At 63.1% G+C, this 21,480-nt stretch carries 16 protein-coding genes; 12 read left to right on the top strand and 4 right to left on the bottom strand.

Annotated elements, in window-relative coordinates; translation table 11 throughout:
- Positions 1-40 precede the first annotated feature (40 nt).
- Positions 41-4,828, bottom strand: a complete 4,788-nt coding sequence (locus tag S4A8_RS00320; protein ID WP_353218575.1) for an NAD-glutamate dehydrogenase — start codon at positions 4,826-4,828, stop codon at positions 41-43.
- Between the two features lie 188 nt (positions 4,829-5,016).
- Positions 5,017-5,673, bottom strand: coding sequence for a maleylacetoacetate isomerase (maiA, locus tag S4A8_RS00325; RefSeq protein WP_353177229.1), 657 nt, complete (start codon positions 5,671-5,673; stop codon positions 5,017-5,019).
- Positions 5,674-5,775: 102 nt separating this feature from the next.
- Between maiA and S4A8_RS00330 the strand changes: the two genes are divergently transcribed.
- A complete protein-coding gene (locus S4A8_RS00330) occupies positions 5,776-6,159 on the top strand; it encodes a DUF4870 family protein (protein ID WP_353177228.1) in 384 nt (127 codons plus the stop codon).
- Positions 6,156-6,626: a hypothetical protein gene (locus tag S4A8_RS00335; RefSeq protein ID WP_353218576.1), complete on the top strand. Its 471-nt coding sequence runs from the start codon at positions 6,156-6,158 to the stop codon at positions 6,624-6,626. The genes S4A8_RS00330 and S4A8_RS00335 overlap by 4 nt, the downstream gene beginning before the upstream one ends.
- Before the next feature lie 13 nt (positions 6,627-6,639).
- On the opposite strand, the gene S4A8_RS00340 is transcribed toward S4A8_RS00335, so the two are convergent.
- Together S4A8_RS00340 and S4A8_RS00345 are read right to left on the bottom strand one after the other, a co-directional pair.
- Positions 6,640-7,581: a response regulator gene (locus tag S4A8_RS00340; protein ID WP_353218577.1), complete on the bottom strand. Its 942-nt coding sequence runs from the start codon at positions 7,579-7,581 to the stop codon at positions 6,640-6,642.
- Complete coding sequence (locus S4A8_RS00345; protein ID WP_353218578.1) at positions 7,578-11,000, bottom strand: ATP-binding protein; 3,423 nt, start codon at positions 10,998-11,000, stop codon at positions 7,578-7,580. Before S4A8_RS00345 ends, S4A8_RS00340 begins: the two co-directional genes overlap by 4 nt.
- Before the next feature lie 288 nt (positions 11,001-11,288).
- On the opposite strand from S4A8_RS00345, the gene urtA reads away from it, so the two are divergent.
- The 10 genes from urtA (at position 11,289) to S4A8_RS00395 (ending at position 21,220) form a co-directional block, all read left to right on the top strand.
- Complete coding sequence (urtA, locus tag S4A8_RS00350) at positions 11,289-12,527, top strand: urea ABC transporter substrate-binding protein (RefSeq protein WP_353177220.1); 1,239 nt, start codon at positions 11,289-11,291, stop codon at positions 12,525-12,527.
- Positions 12,528-12,604: 77 nt separating this feature from the next.
- Positions 12,605-13,528 (top strand): urea ABC transporter permease subunit UrtB, encoded by a 924-nt coding sequence (gene urtB / locus S4A8_RS00355; protein ID WP_353177218.1) that lies wholly within the window; start codon positions 12,605-12,607, stop codon positions 13,526-13,528.
- A gap of 91 nt (positions 13,529-13,619) precedes the next feature.
- Complete coding sequence (gene urtC, locus S4A8_RS00360) at positions 13,620-14,714, top strand: urea ABC transporter permease subunit UrtC (protein WP_353177340.1); 1,095 nt, start codon at positions 13,620-13,622, stop codon at positions 14,712-14,714.
- The gene (gene urtD, locus S4A8_RS00365; RefSeq protein ID WP_353177217.1) at positions 14,714-15,454 is read left to right on the top strand and encodes an urea ABC transporter ATP-binding protein UrtD; all 741 of its coding nucleotides are present in this window, start codon (positions 14,714-14,716) and stop codon (positions 15,452-15,454) included. The genes urtC and urtD overlap by 1 nt, the downstream gene beginning before the upstream one ends.
- 10 nt (positions 15,455-15,464) lie before the next feature.
- Positions 15,465-16,151: an urea ABC transporter ATP-binding subunit UrtE gene (gene urtE / locus S4A8_RS00370; RefSeq protein ID WP_353218579.1), complete on the top strand. Its 687-nt coding sequence runs from the start codon at positions 15,465-15,467 to the stop codon at positions 16,149-16,151.
- Positions 16,152-16,284: 133 nt separating this feature from the next.
- Complete coding sequence (gene fmdA, locus S4A8_RS00375) at positions 16,285-17,517, top strand: formamidase (protein WP_293624386.1); 1,233 nt, start codon at positions 16,285-16,287, stop codon at positions 17,515-17,517.
- A gap of 10 nt (positions 17,518-17,527) precedes the next feature.
- Positions 17,528-17,866, top strand: a complete 339-nt coding sequence (locus S4A8_RS00380) for an FmdB family zinc ribbon protein (protein ID WP_353218580.1) — start codon at positions 17,528-17,530, stop codon at positions 17,864-17,866.
- A gap of 93 nt (positions 17,867-17,959) precedes the next feature.
- Positions 17,960-19,006, top strand: a complete 1,047-nt coding sequence (locus tag S4A8_RS00385; protein WP_353218581.1) for an aliphatic amidase — start codon at positions 17,960-17,962, stop codon at positions 19,004-19,006.
- 80 nt (positions 19,007-19,086) lie between these two features.
- Positions 19,087-20,166: an AAA family ATPase gene (locus S4A8_RS00390; RefSeq protein ID WP_353218582.1), complete on the top strand. Its 1,080-nt coding sequence runs from the start codon at positions 19,087-19,089 to the stop codon at positions 20,164-20,166.
- 145 nt (positions 20,167-20,311) lie between these two features.
- Positions 20,312-21,220, top strand: a complete 909-nt coding sequence (locus S4A8_RS00395; protein ID WP_353218583.1) for a hypothetical protein — start codon at positions 20,312-20,314, stop codon at positions 21,218-21,220.
- Positions 21,221-21,480 lie beyond the last annotated feature (260 nt).

Genomic DNA, 21,480 nt, shown 5'->3' on the forward strand with positions numbered 1-21,480 from the left:
GTACCCGCCGGTGAGCCGTGCACCGGCGGCGCGTTGTCGTTCAGGCCGCGCCGCCCAGACTGGTGGGCTGCGCGGTGGCCAGCCGGGCCATGTCGCGTACGGCCACGGTCAGATGGGCATGCGCCGGCTGATCGATGGCCTTGAGCTCGTCCATGCGCGCCGCGATAAAGGCCAGCGTACGGGCATGGGTTTCACGCCATTCGGTGAGCGGATCGTCGCCGGCGAAATCGAGCACCTGGGCGACGATCTGCTGATGAATGCGGTAGCTGTCGCCACGCAGGCTGGTTCGCGCCAGCGCGGCCCAACGCCCGTCTGCCGGCAAGGCATGGATCGCGCCCTGCAGCCAGTGCACCGACAGCGCATCGCCCACCGCGAAATACAGCGCGGCAACCGATTCGACATCGCGCCCGCGCTCATCGGCCAGCGATACCACGTCCATGATGCCGCCGCCGGCATCCGCGCTGGCGATCCGGCAAGCAAAGTCGTCGTCCAGGCCGGCTTCGACCCAGGCGCTGCGATCGGCCTGCCAACGCTGGGCATAGCCGCCGACCAGATAGTCGGGCAGACGCGCCAACAGCCGCTGGGCGTCCTGCTGATAGCGTTCGACCAATGACGACAGATCGCCCTGGATGCCGGGCGTGCCCAGCCACCAGCTCATCGCGTGCTTGAGCAGGCCGATCACGATCTTGTGCAACGCGTACTGATGCTCGGTGGGCAACTGGTTGTCCAGCGCCTCGATATCGGTAAACAGCGCTTCGCCGCCCAGCCAGGCATCGGCCAGCACATAGGCACGCACGGCTGCATCCATACGTGCGCCGAACCCGGCCGGCAGCCGGTGGGCCGTGGCGATACCCAGGCGATCGACCATCTGGTTGGTGATCAGCGTGGTGATGAGTTCGCGCTTGAGGCGGTGGTTCAACACCGCGTCCGGGAACTGTTCGACCATGGCCGACGGGAAGCCAGCTTCCAGCAGATGGGCGAACCAGGGATCGTCCGGCAATTCGCTGGCGAGCACGCCATCAGCCAGCGCGATCTTGCTATAGGAAATGAGCACGGCCAGTTCCGGGCGCGTCAGCCCCTGACGATTGCGGGCACGCTCTTCGATGGTTTCGTCGTCAGGCAGGCGTTCCAGGCGCCGGTCAAGACGGCCTTCGCGCTCGAGCGCACGCATGAAGCTGACCTGCTCGTCGAAGCGGGTGAGCCCCTCGGCTTCCATGAGGCTGATCTGCTGGGTCTGCAGATAGTTGGTGGTCAGCACCAGATCGATCACGTCGGGCGTCATCGAGGCCAGTAATGTATTGCGATCCTCACGGGTGAGCGCGCCGCCGGCCTCGACCGTGCCGAGCGCGATCTTGATATTGACTTCCAGATCGGAGGAATCCACACCGCCGGAATTGTCGATGGCGTCGGTATTCAGCCGCCCGCCAGCCAGCGCATATTCAATACGCCCGGCCTGGGTCAGGCCCAGATTGCCGCCCTCGCCGACCGCGGCACAACGCAAATCGCGCCCGTTCACGCGCAGGCCATCGTTGGCCCGATCGCCGACCTTGGCATGGGATTCGGTGCGCGCCTTCACATAGGTACCGATGCCGCCGTTCCAGAGCAGATCCACCGGCGCCTTGAGGATGCGGTTGATCAGTTCCAGCGGACTCAGGCGCGCTGCATCGATATCCAGGGCCGCACGCGCCTCCTCGGAGAGTTCGATGGTCTTGGCGCTGCGATCGAACACGCCACCGCCGGGCGAAATGAGCGTGCTGTCGTAGTCGCTCCAGGCCGAGCGCGGCAACTCGAACAGGCGCTTGCGTTCGGCAAAACTTACCGCTGGATCCGGGTTCGGATCGATGAAGATATGCATATGGTTGAAGGCGGCGACCAGCTTGATCTGCTCGGAAAGCAGCATGCCGTTGCCGAACACATCGCCGGCCATATCGCCGATCCCCACCACCGTGAACGGCTCGCGCTGAATATCGCGGCCCATTTCCCGAAAATGACGTTTGACGCCCTCCCAGGCGCCGCGCGCGGTTATACCCATGGCCTTGTGGTCGTAACCGGCCGAGCCGCCCGAGGCAAAGGCATCGTCAAGCCAGAAACCATAGGCCTGCGACAGGCCGTTGGCGATATCCGAGAACGTGGCCGTGCCCTTGTCGGCCGCGACCACCAGATAGGGGTCGTCGCCGTCGCGGCGCACTACATCCTTGGGCGCCTCGATCGCCTGACCGACGCGATTGTCGGTGATATCCAGCAGCCCGCGAATGAATATCTTGTAGCAGGCGATGCCACGGGCCTGGCGCAGCTCGCGCGATTCGTCGGCGGGCGCGTTCTTGACCACGAAACCGCCCTTGGCCCCTACCGGCACGATGACCGCGTTCTTGACCATCTGGGCCTTCATCAGACCCAGCACTTCGGTGCGAAAATCCTCGCGTCGATCGGACCAGCGCAACCCGCCGCGGGCGACCTTGCCGCCGCGCAGATGCACGCCTTCCACTTCCGGCGCGTAGACGAAGGTCTCGAACATCGGCAACGGCCGCGGCAGTTCGGGCATCACCGCCGGGTCCAGCTTGATACTGACATAGGGCTTGAATGCGCCCTGGGTGTCGCGCTGGTAGTAGTTGGTACGCAGAGTGGCCTGCACCACGCCATGGAAAGCGCGCAGCACGCGATCGGCATCGAGACTGGCGACATCGTCGAGCAGCTGATCGATCTCAGTCTGCTGCTGGGCATCGTCGGCGCCTGCCTGGCCCGGCTCGAATCGCGCCTCGAACAGGCGCACGAAGCGCTCCACCAGATCCGCATGGCCGGCCAGCTGTTGCTGGATATAGTCGGGCGAGAACGGCAGCTCGGTCTGCAACAGATAACGGGTGATCGTGCGCACCAGCACGACCTGACGCGGGGTGAAGCCGGCAGCCACGATCAGCCGATTGAGGCCATCGTTTTCGGCCGCGCCCGACATGACGTCGGTAAAGGCCTCGGCCACATTCTCGCCGCAGCCATTTTCCGCCAGCGCCTGGGCATCCGGGTGATCGGCTTCGTATTCGTGGATCCACTGGCGATCCTGGCCGGCGCGTTCGACCCGGTATGGCCGCTGCGTATGCACCGACAAGCCGAAATTCTCGAGAATCGGCATGGTCGCCGACAGCGGCGTCTCCTCGCCGCTGCCATAGAGCTTGAGCTGCACGGTATTACCGTCCACGCCGACCACCCGCAGCACGGGCGCGCCGCCGGCCTGGACCGTGGACAGCAGCGTGGCATCGTCGACCGCGGTCTGGGCAGTAAACCGCCCGCGATAGGCGCTGTCGAACGCCCGCGCATAGGCCGGCATGACCTGCCCGCGCGCCTCGGCCACGGCGGCAAAGCGGTCCGGCCAGGCGCGTGTGGCCGCGATCAACGTCTGTTCAAGCGTGCGGGCGTCGGGCGTATCGACCGTCTCGGCCTCGATGGCGATCTGATAATGAATACGCACCAGCGCGCCGCGCAGAAACTGGGCATCCGATTCCTGGGCGCGCCCGCGCAGACTGCGTTCGAGTTCGGCCTGAATCTGTGCACGCAGACGGACCGTGTAGCGCTCGCGTGGTACATACACCAGACAGGAATGAAACCGGGCATAACGATCGCGGCGCATGAACAGGCGCAGGCGCTCGGTTTCCCGCATGCCGAGTATGCCCATGACGGTGTTGTAGAGCTCGTCCTCCGAGGACTGGAACAGCTCGTCGCGAGGGAAGGTTTCGAGGATGTAGCGCAGGCTCTTGGCGCTGTGCGAGCGCGGACGCAGCGCCGCCCGGGCCGCCACGTCACGCACCTTCTGGCGCAGCAACGGGATCTGACGCGGACTCATGGCATAGGCCTCGCCCGAAAACAGCCCCAGAAAACGATGGGCGCCGATCACGTTGCCCATGTCGTCCATACGCTTGATGGCGATCACGTCCATGGTTTCGGCGTGATGAATCCACGAGCGTCGGTTGGCCTTGGCCACTACCAGGATACGCGGCGACTGGCTGTACTTATCCAGTGCCGCGGCCGGCGCCACATAGCCGTCCGGGTCGATATCCTCACGATCCTCACGCAGCAGCCCGAGACTGGTGCCGGGCATGTCGACCATGGTGTCGGTATCGTCTTCGCCGATCTGCACTTCGCGCTGACGATAGCCCAGCAGCGTGAAGTGGTCGTCCGCCAGCCAGCGCAGAAACGCCTGGGTCTGTTCGCATTCGTCGATATCCATGCCGCTGGGCACGGTATCCAGCTCGGCCACAACCTTTTGCAACTGCCGCCGCATCGCCTGCCAGTCGCCGACCACGCGCGCCAGATCGCCCAGGTTGCGATGCACGCGTTCGACCAGCGCGTCGCGATCCAGACCGGCGGGGGCGGCGAATTCCAAACGCAGCAACGATTCCTCGTCGCCGTGTTCGGCGCTGTCCGAGGCGCTGCGAATATCGGTGGGCACGCCGGCCGAATCGCGCGTAACGCGCAGAATCGGATGCATCATCCAGTCGATATCGGCCCCGGCCTCGCGCACGGCCATGCTCACAGTATCCACGATGAAGCTCATGTCATCGGCGAGCACCAGCAAGGCCGTATCACAGGCGCCTTCGCTGGCGTCGAGCGCGCGGGTGAGCACGGCGATGTCCTGCTTCTGGCGCGGCTGGCAAAGCAGCTCGAACTGGTCGCAGACCGCGGTGTAAAGCGCCTCCACCGATCGCGCGGCGAGTTCGTCGAGGGTGATGCCTTCGAACCAGGCATCGACAAAGCGCAACAACAGGTCGCGGCGCTCGGCCGGCTCGAAACCGTTCGCCCTTGCCCGCACATCTGCAACTATCGTGGCTATCGTGCTCATTACCCGCCGCCTACACATCTGGGTGGTCGATGCCGCCACCCTAGACCGGGGTGTGCGTCATTCACAAGCACTACGATCAAACCCTGTCCCGCGCCTTACATGACGCAACATACGCTTGAGCCAACCAGGGCTTCGCCGTTCGCGCAAAACACCGCGCACGGACTGCGACAATAGTCTAAGACGCTACCCTAGCGGCCGGTATCAGGCTGGGTTTCCGGGTCGGCGGCCTGGAATGCGGCAAGTGTCATGCAGGCACGATAAACCCGGCGGATGGTCGGGTAATCGCTGAGGTTGACGTCGTAGCGGGCAGCCATGGATACCTGGGGCACCAGGCACACATCAGCCAGACTCGGCTTTTCGGTAAAGCAGTAGCTTTGTTCGTCGTGCTCGCGCGCATGCGCGGCCAGAATCGATTCCATCGGCGCGAAGGCCTTGTGAATCCAGTGTTCGAACCATTCGCGCCGTTTTTCGTAGGGCACGTTCATGGCATCGCGCAGATAGCGCAGCACGCGCAGATTATTCAGCGGATGGGTATCCGCAATGGCGATCTGGGCAAACGAGCGAATACGCGCGCGTTCGGCAATATCGCCATGCAGCAGCGGTCGTTCAGGATAGCGCTCCTCCAGGTACTCTAGAATGGCCGACGACTGGGAAATCACCAGGTCGTCTTCGGCCCAGAGGGCCGGAATGAGTCCCTGCGGATTGACATTGAGATAGCTCAACCGATCGCCACGGGTATGGTCCATGTCGGTGAATATCGACTTGTAGGACACACCCTTGTAATTGAGCGCGATACGCACGCGATGCGCGGAGACACTGCGATGGTGCGTGAACAGTTGAAGCATGCCGGTTCCGAGAATGTTGAGCATCCAGACGAATCACGAGTCTAGCAAACCGCGACGTACGTACCCCATGTTGCCGCCCACGCATTCGAACAGGTCCAGCCGATGAGCCAGCCAGGCGACAAGCTAATCGACAAGCCAATCGACGATACCGGCGTATCCCGCCGCGAGCTCGAGCGCAATGTGCTGCTGGTGACCTATATCCTCTACGGGCTGGGCTTTTTCAACGGCATTACCGCGATTGCCGGCGTCATCATCAACCACGTCAAGATGGGCGACTGTCGGGATCGCGTGGCCTATAGCCACCACCGCTGGCTGATGCGCACCTTCTGGTTCACGCTGGCGTGGTCGCTGATCTGTTTCGTGCTGAGCTTCGTGATGATCGGCTTTATCGGCTACGCGATTCTCTGGGTCTGGGGCGTGTATCGCTTCATTCGGGGCGTGCTCGCCTTTGCCGAACACCGCGCCATGCCGGGCATGACGCCGTGAACACGCCCGTCAACGCAGACGCCACGCTGGTGACGATCGGCTATATCGTCGCCGCGGCCATCGTGGCCGCACTCTGGCTCGGGGTCGGTATTCTGCTGCTGCCGGTCATGGCAGTCATCGCCCTGCTGCACTGGTGGGCGGCAGCCGGCCAGGAGGCGCTCGTGGCCTCGCATCATCGCTGGCTGGGCCGCCATCATGCCCTGTCGGTACTGACGTTGCTGTTCGTGCTTGTCGCACCGCTGGCCGCCCTGCCGACGCTTTTCACCAGCGCCATGACCGTACTCAACACCCTGGCCTATGCGCCCCATCCGGCAGAGACGCTGGCCGCAGCCTGGCCGGAACTGGGCATCGGCACGCTCATGCTGGCCGTGTTCATTGCCACCGCCGGCTGGCTGCTGGTCACGCTCTGGCTGAGTATCCGCCTGGTTCGGCGCTGGTTACGCTGGGCGGATCGACGCCCGGCCTAGGCGCGGGTTCGCGCTAAGGCCCGATCACCTGCAAAGCCGTGGCCGCCGCGGCCGCGCGCGTCTCCACGCCCAGCTTGGGAAAGATATGCTCGAGGTGTTTGTTCACCGTGCGCGGCTTCATCGCCAGGATTTCACCGATATCGCGATTGGTCTTGCCCCGCGATACCCAGAGCAGCACCTCGGCCTGACGCGGGGTGAGCCCGAAGCGCTCGACGAAATCGTTGATCGAGGCTTCGTCGTCGAATTCGATGAGCGTGAGTATCCAGCCATCGCCACCCGCGGGCCCGGCCAGCCGGATCGACAACCGCGCCTGGCCGTCGGCGACTTCATAGGGCCGGGACGACGGCTCGGCCTGGCGCATCCAGCGCACCAGCGCGCCCGGCAATAGGCCCTGCCGGTCGACACCGAGATAGCGTTGCAGAAAAGCCGCCGCACGCGAGCTGTGCCAACGGACCCGGCCTTCGTGATCGGCGATGATCGCCGCACGCCCGCCCGCATTGACGACCATATCCGCCCGGCGCTGGGCCTGGGCGCGCTTGAGGTGTGCTTCCACGCGCACACACACTTCATCCGGCTTGACCGGCTTGGTTACATAGTCGGCGCCGCCGGCCCGAAAACCCTTGACGATATGTTCGCTTTCGGTGAGTCCGGTCATGAAGATCACCGGCACGCTGGCAAGTACGGCATCCGCACTCATGCGCAGACATACTTCGAAGCCGTCCATGCCCGGCATCAGCGCATCCAGCAGAACCACATCCGGGGTGATCATGCGGGCCCGCTCGAGCGCGGTCGCGCCATCGGTGGCAACGATCACGGTATAGCCTTCGTGATCGAGCACTTCCGATAGCAGTGCCAGCGTTTCCGGCTGATCGTCGACCACGAGCACCACGCCGCGCACGAGCGCCGGCGCAGATGTCGTCGGCCAGTCCGTCGTATTGTCGTAAGCCACGCTCATAGGCTGTCTCCCTCGCTCGTCGCGCTCGATGCCGAGGCCACCAGCCGACGCAGGCGATCGAACTCGAACCGGCGTGCGGCCTCTCTCAAGACGCGCGTTTGCGCCTCGCCGTCCGGCACGGCGCGTTCGATATCGTCGATCACTGCCTGCACCCCGTTCATGACCCCGGTTTCGAGCGCAGCGGATAGCCGCTGCAAAAGCCTTGGCGGCAGCCCCGCCCCGGCCAGGGTTTCGCCATCCTCGGCCCCGCCCACGGCCGGTGGCAGGCGCGCCGGCGACGCCGGTATCCATTCCAGATGCAATAACGTTGCCAGCGTGGATTGCAGGCGGGTGATATCGACGGGTTTGGGCAGGAACGCATCGCAACCGGCAGCCTGGCTACGCGCGACATCCTCGCCGTAGGCGTTGGCCGAAACCACCACGATCGGCGCGCTACACAGGTTGCGCGCGCGGATGAGCCGGGCGGTTTCGAAACCATCCAGGCCGGGCATGGCGACATCCATGACGATGGCATCGGTCTGTTCGGTGGCCAGCCAGTGCAACGCGCTCGCGCCATCGCTGCATTCGTCGATGGCAAAACCCAGCGGTTCCAGAAAATCGCGCAGAATCGCGCGTTGATCGGCCAGATCATCGACCAGCAATACATGCCGCCGTGGGCCGCTATAGCCGGTGGTCGACGCATTCTCGCCTGAGTCGGCGCCGGCCAGGCGCTGTTTGCTGCGGGCTAGAAACAGGCGGAGGGTGAAATGGCTGCCGCCGCCGTCGGCGTGCTTGACCGCCAGTTCGCCGCCCATGAACTGGGTCAGTAGCCGGCAGATGGTCAAACCCAGGCCGGTGCCACTGGTCAGACCGCTCAGATCGGCGTCCAGCCGTTCGAACGGTAGGAATATCTGTTCGAGCTTGTCCTCGTCGATCCCGGGACCGGTGTCGATGACCTCGAATGTGGCGACTTCCCAGGCATAGCCGATCCGCAAACGCACCAAACCGGTGCGGGTAAAGCGAATCGCATTGCCGACCAGATTGATCAGAATCTGGCGTAGCCGTTGTTCGTCGCCACGCACGACGGGCGGGATACGCCCGATTCGCTCGATCCGAAAATCCAGGCCCTTGGCATGGGCCTGCGGAGCGAACATGGCATCGATCTGATCGAGCAGTGCCGCCGTATGGATCTCACCGATATTCAGGCTGATGCGTCCGGCCTCGATACGCGCGATATCCAGCAGACCGTCAACCAGCGCGAGCAGATGTTCGCCGCTGCGCTGAATGGTGGCCAGCTTAGCCGACTGGTCGCTTGCCAGGCGATGATCACGCAGCAGCAACTGGGTATAACCGAGCACGTTGTTCAAAGGCGTACGCAGTTCGTGGCTCAGGCCGGATACATAGCGGCTCTTGGCCCGGTTGGCGGCCTTGGCTTCCTGGGTCGCTTTCTGCAGCTTGGCATCGGTTTCTTCATGGGCGCGGATTTCGCGCATGAGTAGCTGGGTCTGACGCGAGGTTTCCTGCTGGGCGACGGTGCGTGCTTCGCGGGTAAGCACCAGCCACCAGGCCAGCACGCCGGTCAGCGCGGTCATCAGCAAAAATGTGCGGATGAAGATATCGAACAAAAGCGCCGTATCGCTGGCCGATACCAGCGGCGCGACCTGCGCATAGATTGCGACCAGCGCACCGAATACGACGACGCTGAGCAATCCCAGCACCAGCCCATAGCGCACAAGCCGCGTATAAAGATGCGGCAAGACCGACTTCGGCAGTACACGGCGCACGACACTCGCGGCCTGGGCCGACACCGTGGCCTGCGGCCGGCACCGATCGCCACAACGCATATCCAGGCTGCAGCACAACGAACAGATCGTGCCGCGATAGGCCGGACACAGCGCCATGTCCTCCACTTCGAAGCGGTTGCGACACAGCACACAACGCGCCTGGGCGGCGCCATCGGGGGCCAGCTGCAGGGGGCTGGCCGGGCGTCGGGCGCGATAGAAGCGCCCGCCGGTCGCCCAGGCAATCAGCGGTGCGATGGTGAAGGCCCCGCCCAGGGCCAGCAGCGGCGCGGCCGCGCGCAGGGCATGGCCGAACAGGCCGGTATAGGCCGCCAGCGATAATGCACTGGCAATCGCGAGGGCGCCGATGCCGACCGGGTTGATGTCGTAGAGATGCGCACGCTTGAACTCGATGCCCTTGGGCGAAAGGCCGAGCGGCTTGTTGATCACCAGATCGGCCGCCAACGCCCCGATCCAGGCGGCGGCGACATTGGCATACAGCCCCAGCACCCGTTCGATCGCGGAGAAAACGCCGACTTCGAGCAGGATGAGTGCAATCAGCACATTGAATACCAGCCATACGACCCGCCCGGGATGGCTACGCGTGACCCGGGCGAAGAAATTCGACCAGGCCAGCGAACCGGCATAGGCATTGGTGACGTTGATCTTGACCTGGGAGACGATCACGAACGCTACGGTCGCAGCCAGCACCACGCCGGGCGAATCGAACACATAGCCAAAGGCCACCTGGTACATATGCGTGGGTTCGGTGGCCTGTTCGAAGGGCAACTCATGCTGAAGTGCGAGAAACGCTAACAACGCCCCGCCGAACATCTTCAGGCCGCCCATGATTACCCAGCCCGGCCCGGCGACGATGACTGCCGACCACCAGCGCAGCCGGTTGGCGTGTTTTTTCTCGGGCAGGAAACGCAGGTAATCCACCTGTTCGCCGATCTGCCCAATCAGCGCCAGCGCCACCCCGCAGGCCGCACCGAATGCGCCCCAGCTGAAACTGCCGTCATGCTGGCGGCCGACGAAACCGACGAAATCGGTAAAGGTTTCCGGCCGTTTGAGGGCCACGCAGATATAGGGCAACACCAGCAGCACCAGCCAGATCGGCTGGGTGAACCATTGCAGGCGGTTGATTGCGGTAATGCCGAAGGTCACCAGCGGAATGACCGCCAGCGCGCTGACCAGATAGGCCACCGGCAACGAGACCCCGAAATACATCGAGATCGCCTGACCCATGATCGCGGCTTCGAGCGCGAAGAATAGAAACGTGAAGCTGGCATAGATCAGCGACGTGAATGTCGAGCCGAGATAGCCAAAGCCCGCGCCGCGGGTAAGCAGGTCGATATCCACACCGTAGCGCGCAGCGTAGTAGCTGATCGGCAACCCGACCAGGAATATGGCGGTACATACGGCAGCGATCGCCCAGGCCGCGTTGACGAAGCCGTAGCTCATCATCAGCACCGCACCGATCGCTTCCAGCGCCAGAAACGAAATACCGCCCAGCGCGGTATTGGCGATCCGCAGCTCGGACCATTTACGAAACGTGCGCGCGGTAAAGCGCAGCGCGTAGTCCTCGAGCGTTTCGTCGCCGACCCAGCGGTTATAGGCACGCCGGATCTTGACGATGCGTTGGGGTGCGTTGTCCATGAAACAAGTCGTTCTAAAGCCCGCAACGGGCACAGCAAAAGGCCGATAGCCCGCCTGCAGGAAACGCGCCATTACGCGCGCATGGCGCGGGCCACGGCCACCCAGCATCGGCCGCGTGGCTGCAGCAGGCGAATGCGTCAAATGACGTAGGCCGGTGCGTTGATCGGCGTATGGGCGGCTCGGATGAGACAGGCCAGTCTGAATGACGAGCGAGGCCGCCGGCGCCGATCCGGCTTTACCCGATGGCGGCGAGCGCGGTCTGTTTCGTTACCCAAAGGGAGACTATCGATGAATTTGCATACCCTGAGCCGATCATGGCTCGCCGGCCTGACCGCCGTGACGCTGGGCGCGTCCACGCTGTTCGGCGCCGCCCAGGCCGCGGCACCGGCCACCGACGAGGTCATGACCACGGGTCTGGCCGTGACCGACGACACCGTGAATGTGGGCATTCTGCATTCGCTGACCGGCACCATGGCGATCAGCGAAACCGGCTCGATCCAGGCCGAAAAGCTCGCCATCAAGCAGATCAACGAACAGGGCGGCGTGCTGGGCCGTCAGATCAAGTACACGGTCGAAGACGGCGCCAGCGACTGGCCGACCTTTGCCGAAAAGGCCCGCAAACTGCTCCAGGGCGACAAGGTCGCCACCGTGTTCGGCTGCTGGACCTCGGCCTCGCGCAAGGCCGTGCTGCCGGTGTTCGAACAGAACAACGGCCTGCTCTACTACCCGACCTTCTACGAAGGCCTGGAGCAGTCGCATAACGTGTTCTACACCGGCCAGGAGGCCACCCAGCAGATCCTGGCAGCCCTGAACTGGGCCAACAAGGAACTGGGCGCCAAGACGTTCTATCTGGTCGGCTCCGACTATATCTGGCCGCGTACGTCCATGAAGATCGCACGCACCCATATCGAGAAGCATCTCGGCGGGCGCGTGGTCGGTGAGGACTACTACCCGCTGGGCAATACCCAGTTCGGTTCGCTGATCAACAAGATCAAGCTCAAGCGTCCGGACCTGGTCTTCGCGGCCGTGGTCGGCGGCTCCAACGTGGCGTGGTTCAAGCAGCTCAAGGCGGCCGGCATGACCGCCAAGCGCCAGCCCATGCTCACCATTTCCGTCACCGAAGACGAAGTGCTGGGTATCGGCAAGCAGAACGTCGAAGGCTTTTACTCGTCGATGAAGTATTTCCAGAGCCTGGATATCCCGGCGAACAAGGACTTTGTCGCCGCATTCAAGAAAGAGTACGGCGAGGACGCGGTCATCGGCGACGTGACCGAATCCGCCTATCTCGGCCCGTGGCTGTGGAAGCGCGCGGTGGAAAAAGCCGGCAGCTTCGATGTCGACAAGGTGGTCGCCGCCTCCGACAACATGGAATGGAAGACCGGCATGCCGCACGGCTATACCAAGGTCGACCCCAACCATCATCTGTGGATGCGTACCCGTATCGGCCAGTGGGGCAGCGACGGCCAGGCCAAGGTGGTCTGGGAATCCGACGTGATCGAGCCGAACCCGTTCCCGGAAGGCTACTAGGCCAACCCCTGACCGCTTGAGCAACACGCGTCTGCCGGGGCATCTCAGCGCCTCGGCAGACGCCCAAGGGAGCAACCATGGGCGACTTCACCGCACAGGAATTGACCGCAATCTTTGTGATGCAGGGGTTTTCAGGCCTGAGCCTGTTCTGCGTCTTTCTTCTCATGGCCCTGGGGCTGGCGATCATCTTCGGCCAGATGGGCGTGATCAACATGGCCCACGGCGAATTCCTGACGCTGGGCGCCTATATCACCTATCTCGTGTCGTACCAGGCTGCCGAATGGGGCGCGACCGCGCTTACCTGGTACTTCCCGGTCGCCATCGTCGCGGCCTTTATCGGCACGTTCGCGCTCGGCTATCTGGTCGAGCGGTTCATGATCCGTTATCTCTACAACCGACCCCTGGATACGCTGCTGGCCACCTGGGGCCTGGGCCTGATTCTCCAGCAGGTGTTTCGCTCGGTCTTCGGCCCGCGCGAAAAGACCGTGACCATGCCGGACTGGCTGCTGGGCTCCTACCGCGCCACCGACATGATCGATATCCCGCTCAACGGGTTGTTCATTCTGGCGATCACGCTCGTGCTGACGATCGCCCTGTTTGCCCTGCTTTATCGCTCGCGCTGGGGCATCAAGGTCCGGGCGACCACCCAGAACCGCAGCATGGCGAATGCCGCCGGCATCAATACCGACCGCGTCGATCGCATGACCTTCGCGCTGGGCTGCGGCATCGCAGGCGTGGCCGGCGCGGCGTTCACCACCATCGCCTCCACCGGGCCGACCACCGGCTCGCTGTATATCGTCGATACCTTCCTGGTGGTCGTGTTCGGCGGCGCGGCCAGTCTGCTGGGCACCGTGGTGTCGGCGTTCGGCATCGCCCAGTCGCAGTCGATCCTGTCGTTCTTCTGGTCGGGTTCGATGGCCAAGGTCTTCACCCTGCTCACCGTGGTCGTGATCCTCATGCTGCGTCCGCAGGGCCTGTTCGCCAGCAAGGTGCGCCGCTAGGCGGCCCGGGAGAGTCATCGTGCAACGTCTCATCAAGGCATTCGGCGGCACATCGGCACTGATCCAGATCGCGGTCATCGCCGCGATTCTGATGGTGCTGCTGCCCGCTACCACCGAAATCTTTCGTCTGAATCTGTTTGGCAAGTATCTGACCTATGCCTTCGTGGCCGTCGGTCTGGTGCTGTGCTGGGGCTATGGCGGCATCCTGAGTCTCGGCCAGGGCGTGTTCTTCGGCCTGGGCGGCTATTGCATGGCCATGTTCCTCAAGCTGGAAGCCTCCACGCCCGAAGCCACCAAGATCCAGACCACGCCGGGCATTCCCGACTTCATGGACTGGAACCAGCTCACCGAGCTGCCCTGGTTCTGGGAGCCCTTCCACAGCTTCGCGTTTACCGTTTTCGCGGTGATCGCGGTGCCCGCCTTCTTCGCCTGGCTGATCGGCTATGCCATGTTCAAGCGCCGGGTGGGCGGTGTGTATTTCGCCATCATCACCCAGGCGATCGCGGTGATTCTGACCATTCTCATCGTCGGTCAGCAGGGCTATACCGGCGGCATCAACGGCATTACCGACCTGCGCACCCTGCTGGGTTGGGACATTCGTACCGACGGCGCGAAATACATCCTCTACTACGCCTGCTGTATTGCCCTGCTGCTGTGTCTACTGGTGGGCAACTTCATCATCAACAGTCGCTTCGGGCGCCTGCTCATCGCCATGCGCGACCAGGAAGACCGGGTGCGTTTCTCCGGCTACGACGTGGCCAACATGAAGGTGTTCGTGTTCGTCATGGCGTCGGTGTTCGCAGCCATTGGCGGGGCGTTCTTCACCCTGCAGGTGGGTTTCATGTCGCCCACCTTCATTGGCGCGGTGGCCTCGATCGAAATGGTGGTGTTCTGTGCCGTCGGCGGGCGTCTGTCGATCGTGGGTGCCGCCTGCGGCGCCTTCATCGTCAGCTGGGCCAAGACCTCGCTATCCGACAGCTTCCCGCAGATCTGGCCGGTGGTCATGGGGGCGTTGTTCATCGGCGTGGTCATGTTCTTTCCGCGCGGACTCGCGGGCCTCGTGTCCGACTACGGCACGAAGCTCATGCCGGGGCGTAAATCCCAACGCCCGGTCAAGCCATCGACCAGTGCGCAAGACACCGCCAAACCGTCATCCACCGGCGCCACCGCCCAGGAGCAAGCCTGATGAACAACGCCATGATTCTCGAGGTCGAGGACCTCGGCGTGTCCTTCGACGGCTTCAAGGCCATCGATGCGCTGAACTTCTATGTCGAACGCAACGAGCTGCGCGTGGTCATCGGCCCGAATGGCGCCGGCAAGACCACCCTGCTCGATCTGATCTGCGGCAAGACCCGTGCAACCAGCGGCAAGATCAAGTTCAAGAACAAGGACCTGACCAAGCTCTCGGAGCACCAGATCGTGCATGCCGGCGTGGGCCGCAAGTTCCAGACGCCGTCGATCTACGAAAACCTGACCGTCCGCCAGAACCTGGAGCTGTCCTCGCCCGGCGGGCGCACCGTGCTTTCCAGCCTGTTCTTTCGGCGCACGCCCAAGCTCGTCGCCCGTATTCAGGAAATTGCCGAGACCATCTATCTGGTCGACGAACTCGATATGAGCGCCGGCCTGCTCAGCCACGGCCAGAAGCAGTGGCTGGAAATCGGCATGTTGCTCATCCAGGACCCGGAGCTGCTCATGCTCGACGAACCCGTGGCCGGCATGAGCGTGCCCGAACGCGAAGCCACGGCCGCCCTGCTCAATCGCATCAAGGAAAACCGGGCCGTCATCGTGATCGAACACGACATGGATTTCGTCAAGGACATCGGCCGCAAGGTCACCGTGCTGCATCAGGGCAAGATCCTTGCCGAGGGCCCTATGGAGAAGGTGCAGGCCGACGAACGCGTCATCGAAGTCTATCTAGGCCACTGAGGACATCATCATGCTCAGCACACAGGATCTGCGCGTCAGCTACGGCATGAGCGAGGTCATCCACGGCATCTCGTTCGACGTGGGCGAAACAGAAACCGTGGCCATCATGGGCCGCAACGGCATGGGCAAGACCACGCTGTTCAAATCGCTTATCGGCATCATGCCCGCCAAGGGCAGCATTCGTATCGGCGACGAGGACGTCGGCAAGCGCCAGCCCTACGAACGCGTGCAACGCGGGCTCGCCTACGTGCCCCAGGGGCGGCTGGTATTCGGCACCCTGACGGTCGAAGAGAATATCGCCGCGGGTCTGGAAGCCACAGGCCGGCGCAAGATCCCCGGCGATATCTACGACCTGTTCCCGGTATTGCGCGACATGCGCCGCCGCAAGGCCGGCAACCTTTCCGGCGGCCAACAACAGCAGCTGGCCATCGCCCGGGCGCTGGCGGCCGACCCGAAAGTGCTGTTGCTCGACGAACCCACCGAAGGTATCCAGCCGTCGATCATCAAGGACCTCGCCAAGACGCTCAACGAGATCAAGCGCACGCGCCAGATCAGCATCGTGGTGTCCGAACAGGTGTTGAGCTTTGCCACCGCGATCGCCGACCGGATGCTGGTGCTCGACAAAGGCAAGATTGCCCACGAAGCGGCGGGCGACGAGATCGACGCCCAGCAGATCAGCCGCTACCTGACCGTCTGATGTGCTGCCTTGCGACCAACACGGCGTTACGTCATCCAACGTATTGCCGCGAACCCGACCGCATTCAAGACTGATTCCCGACCCACGCGAGCCGCGCTCGCACCGTTGAAACCGTTCGCAGGAGAACAACGCCATGACCGATACGCTCATCAAGGTCGATCTCGACACCCCGGCCACCCAGAACGAAAAGGTGCACAACCGCTGGCATCCGGATATCCCCATGGCCTGCTGGGTGAACCCGGGCGACGATTTCATCCTCGAAACCTACGACTGGACGGCGGGCGCGATCGCCAACGACGACGACGCCTCGGACGTGCGCGACGTGGATCTGTCGACGGTGCACTACCTGTCGGGCCCGGTGGGCGTGAAGGGCGCCGAGGCCGGCGATCTGCTGGTGGTCGATATTCTCGATATCGGCGCCCTGCCCGGCGCGGAATGGGGCTTCAACGGCTTCTTCTCCAAGCAGAACGGCGGCGGCTTTCTCACCGAGCATTTCCCGCATGCCCAGAAATCCATCTGGGATTTTCACGGTCTGTACACCACCTCACGGCACGTACCGGGCGTGAATTTCGCCGGGCTCATCCATCCCGGCCTGATCGGCTGCCTGCCCAGCCAGGACCTGCTCGATACCTGGAACAGCCGCGAGGCCGATCTGATCGCCACCGATCCCGATCGCGTGCCGCCGCTGGCCAACCCGCCGGTGGCCGATACCGCCCATATGGGTGCGCTCAGCGGTGACGCCCGCGACAAGGCTGCGGCCGAAGGCGCGCGTACCGTGCCGCCGCGCGAGCACGGTGGCAACTGCGATATCAAGGATCTGTCGCGCGGCTCGAAAGTGTATTTCCCGGTCTATGTCGATGGCGCGGGCCTGTCGGTGGGCGATCTGCACTTCAGCCAGGGCGACGGCGAAATCACCTTCTGCGGCGCCATCGAAATGGCCGGCGGCTGGGTGCACATGAAAGTCGAGCTGATCAAGGACGGCATGAAGAAATACGGGATCAAGAACCCGATCTTCAAACCCAGCCCGATCGTGCCGACCTACAACGATTACCTCATCTTCGAAGGCATCTCGGTCGACGAATCCGGCAAGCAGCATTATCTGGATGCCAACGTGGCCTATCGCCAGGCCTGTCTGAACGCGATCGAATACCTCAAGAAATTCGGTTATTCCGGTGCCCAGGCCTACTCGATTCTGGGCGTAGCCCCGGTCCAGGGTCATCTGAGCGGCGTGGTGGATATTCCGAACTCCTGCGCAACGCTGTGGATTCCGTCGGAAATCTTCGACTTCGACATCATGCCCGGCGCCGATGGACCGACGAAATTCCTCGACGGCAGCGTCGATATGCCCATCGCCTACGACCAGTAGGAGATTCGTCATGCCGATGTACGAATACGCCTGTAACGACTGCGGCACCTTCAGCGCCATGCGCCGCATGGCCGAATGCAACCAGCCGACCGACTGCCCCGACTGCGGGGCGGCGTCGGCCCGCATCATTTCGGCGCCGCGTCTTTCGCTGATCTCCAGCCATGCCCGTGTAGCTCACGAGACCAACGAACGCAGCGCCGACCGGCCGCATACGTCCAAGACCTACGACAAGCGCCATCCGGTGGGCTGTGGCTGCTGTTCGAGCAGCAGCCGCAAGGCCAGCAGCACGGGCGCCCCACCGGCGATCAAGACCAAGACCGGCCCGCGGCCCTGGATGATCAGCCACTAACGTTTGCTCCCGGCGGCGTCGACCTTTTTCGAACGGCGGCGTCGCCACCTATCACCGCGTACCGGCGCTGCCGGTACGACAGCCGGAGACACCATGCGACACGGAGATATTTCCAGCAGCGCCGATACTGTCGGCGTGGCCGTGGTCAACTACAAGATGCCGCGTCTGCACACTCGTGCCGACGTGCTCGACAACGCCCGCAAGATCGCGGACATGATCCAGGGCATGAAGGTCGGCCTGCCCGGCATGGATCTGGTCGTGTTCCCCGAGTACAGCACGATGGGGATCATGTACGACCCCGACGAAATGATGGACACGGCCGCCACCATTCCCGGCGACGAAACGGCCGTCTTTTCCGAAGCCTGCCGCCAGGCCAACACCTGGGGCGTGTTCTCGATCACCGGCGAGCGCCACGAGGAGCATCCCAACAAGGTGCCCTACAACACGCTGATTATGATCGACAACCACGGCGAGATCGTCCAGAAATACCGCAAGTGCATTCCCTGGTGCCCGATCGAGGGCTGGTATCCGGGCGACCGCACTTATGTGGTCGAGGGGCCCAAGGGCCTCAAGATCAGCCTGATCATCTGCGACGACGGCAACTACCCGGAAATCTGGCGCGACTGTGCCATGAAAGGTGCCGAGCTGATCGTGCGCTGCCAGGGCTATATGTACCCGGCCAAGGAACAGCAGATCATGATGTCCAAGTGCATGGCCTGGGCCAACAACTGCTATGTGGCCGTGGCCAACGCCGCCGGCTTCGACGGCGTCTACTCCTATTTCGGCCATTCGTCGGTGATCGGCTTCGACGGCCGGACGCTGGGCGAATGCGGCACCGAGGAAAACGGCATTCAGTATGCCCAGCTGTCGGTTTCGGCCATTCGCGATGCCCGCGCCAACGACCAGTCGCAGAATCATCTGTTCAAACTGCTGCACCGTGGCTACAGCGGCACGAACGATTCCGGCGAAGGCGACAAGGGCGTCGCGGATTGCCCATTCGAGTTCTATCGCAGCTGGGTGCTCGATGCAAAACAGACCCAGGCAAATGTCGAAGCCATGACCCGTAGCACCGCGACCACGGCGGATTGCCCGGTCGGCACGCTCTCGCATCCCGAGGTGGAAAAAGAGGCCGGCGCCTGAGCCGAAGCGCCCTGTTCGCTGCCCGTGCCCGTACTGCGTGACAACGCGGGCACGGGCAGCAGCACCAGGCCGCCGCTGTCATGCCGTTCATCAATGACATGCTCACCGACGGCGAACGCAGGCCACGCCCTGCGCAGACGCCACCCAATCGCAGTTCGCGTTTTAAATTCGAGCCCGCGGCGGTCATGGGCCTGCTGCGCGAACGCATCGTCGGTCAGGAATCGACCCTGGAGACGATCGAGGCCACACTGAAAATCATCAAGGCCGATATTGGTGATCCGGAACGTCCACTGCACGTCGGCCTGTTGCTGGGCCCGACCGGGGTCGGCAAGACCGAACTGGTACGCGTGCTCGCCGAAGCCATCCATGGCCGGCGCGATGCGATCTGCCGTATCGACATGAACACACTGGCCCAGGCGCACTATGCCGCCGCGCTGACCGGCGCGCCACCGGGCTATGTCGGCAGCAAGGAAGGCACCACCCTGCTCGATGCCGACCGGATCGCCGGCCATTTCAGCGCCCCCGGTATCGTGCTCTTCGACGAGATCGAGAAAGCCGATGACTATGTGCTGCGGGCATTGCTCAACGTGTTCGACACCGGCTGGCTGACACTGACATCCGGTGCAAAGCGGATCGATTTTCGCAACGCGCTGATCTTCATGACCAGCAACCTGGGCGCCCGTGAGGTCGCCGCGCATCTTCATCGCATGCAAAAGGGCTGGCGACGATTATTGCCATCTTTTTCACGCCGGCGCCTGCACGACATCGTCGATCATGCGCTCACGCAACGATTCGACCCCGAGTTCGTCAATCGTATCGATACCGTCAGCCGGTTCGACGCGCTGGAATACGACACGCTCGATACGCTCATCGATATCGAACTGCGCAAGCTCAACAGCCGTCTGGCCCGTATCGGTCAACAGGCCGAACTCGACGCCTCGGCCCGTGCGCTGCTTCGAAAGCGAGGCTTCGACCGACGCTACGGCGCCCGCGAGATGCGCCGGGCCTTTCGCCGCCATGTCGAACTGCCGTTGGCCGAAGTCTTGGCTGACGCCGACCTGCAAAAACGCGACGCCACCCGGCTACAGACTTGCTACGGCCGCGCCTATAAAGCGGATCAGCTGAAGTTTTATAGCGACGATCCTTCTGACCAATCTTAAACCGATTTCTGTATGCGTCATTTGACTTATATCAGGGTGTTACCGACACATATTCAAAAACAATTATTGGCGCGCTTCGTGCTTTTCAATGACCGGGAAACCCGGTTTCGGGTCGTTTCTAATCGGACATTTTTCAGGGAGACACATGAACACCAAAGTCACTACCTCGCTGGGCTGCGCTGTCGCCGTGCTGCTATCCGGCGTGAGCCCCCTCGTCTTCGCACAGATGGGTGAAGACACCACCCATACTGCGCCCAACAGCGATTCGCCCTCGCAGGCCCAGTACGAAGCCGCCACGCCAGCGGGGCCTGCGGACAAGATCCATGGCTCAGTGGGCCTGGACTTCGCCTCGCATTTCGTATCCTACGGCGGCGATGTCTGGGGCGGCGGCCATGATTTCTATGGCTCGCAATCCACCAAATTCGCCTATATCGATCTCGGTGCCGATCTGCCCAACGGCTTCGCGCTCACCTTCGGCGCGTGGAGTGATATCAACAACAACGCGGACGAAGACACCATCGGCGGCAATATTCAGGAAATCGACGTCTACGGCGGTCTAACCTATACCACGGGTGCGGTCACACTCGGCGCGATCTACCAGCAGTGGTATTACGGCGGCGATACCGAGCGCGTGCTCGATTTGAGCGTCGGCTACGACGACAGCGCCCTTTGGGGCGGCGATTTCGCGCTCAACCCCAGCTTTTTGACCCATATCCGGGTCAACGGCCAGGAAGGCCAGGACGACGGCGCCGTATTCGTCGGCGCGATCGAACCCGCCTTCGATCTGGTCGACAGCCCGAGGACACCGGTCACCCTGTCGATTCCGGCCAGTATCGGTTTCATGACCGACGACTTCCAGGGCGGCGACAGCGGCTTCGGCTATGCCTCGATCGGCGCAACCGCGAGCATGGGGCTGGGCTTCATCCCGGCGGGCTACGGCGATTGGTCGGTCGCTTTCAATACCACCTACTACCACACCGATGAAGACGTCATCCCGGGCAATCCGGAAGACGACTTCCTCACCGGCACGGTGAGTATCGGCATGGCGTTCTAGCCCACCAAGAAAATCAGCTACGACAGCCGGCTGCAACGGCCGGCTGTCGCTTTCAAACCGACCACTGCGACACAGCCCGGCAGATCGCCGCAACACCGCCCATCGTTAAGCAACCGGCATTTGCGCCGATAACATGGCTACGACCATGCATGGCAGGTGCGTAGAACGCCGGCCGCGCTGTGTTAACGTCCACCCTTTAATTTTAACGGGCAGACAACCGGTTGAGGACGTTCGACCGTCGGCGAGCCAGCGTACGACAC

Source organism: Salinisphaera sp. S4-8 (assembly GCF_040361235.1).
Taxonomy (GTDB): Bacteria; Pseudomonadota; Gammaproteobacteria; order Nevskiales; family Salinisphaeraceae; genus Salinisphaera.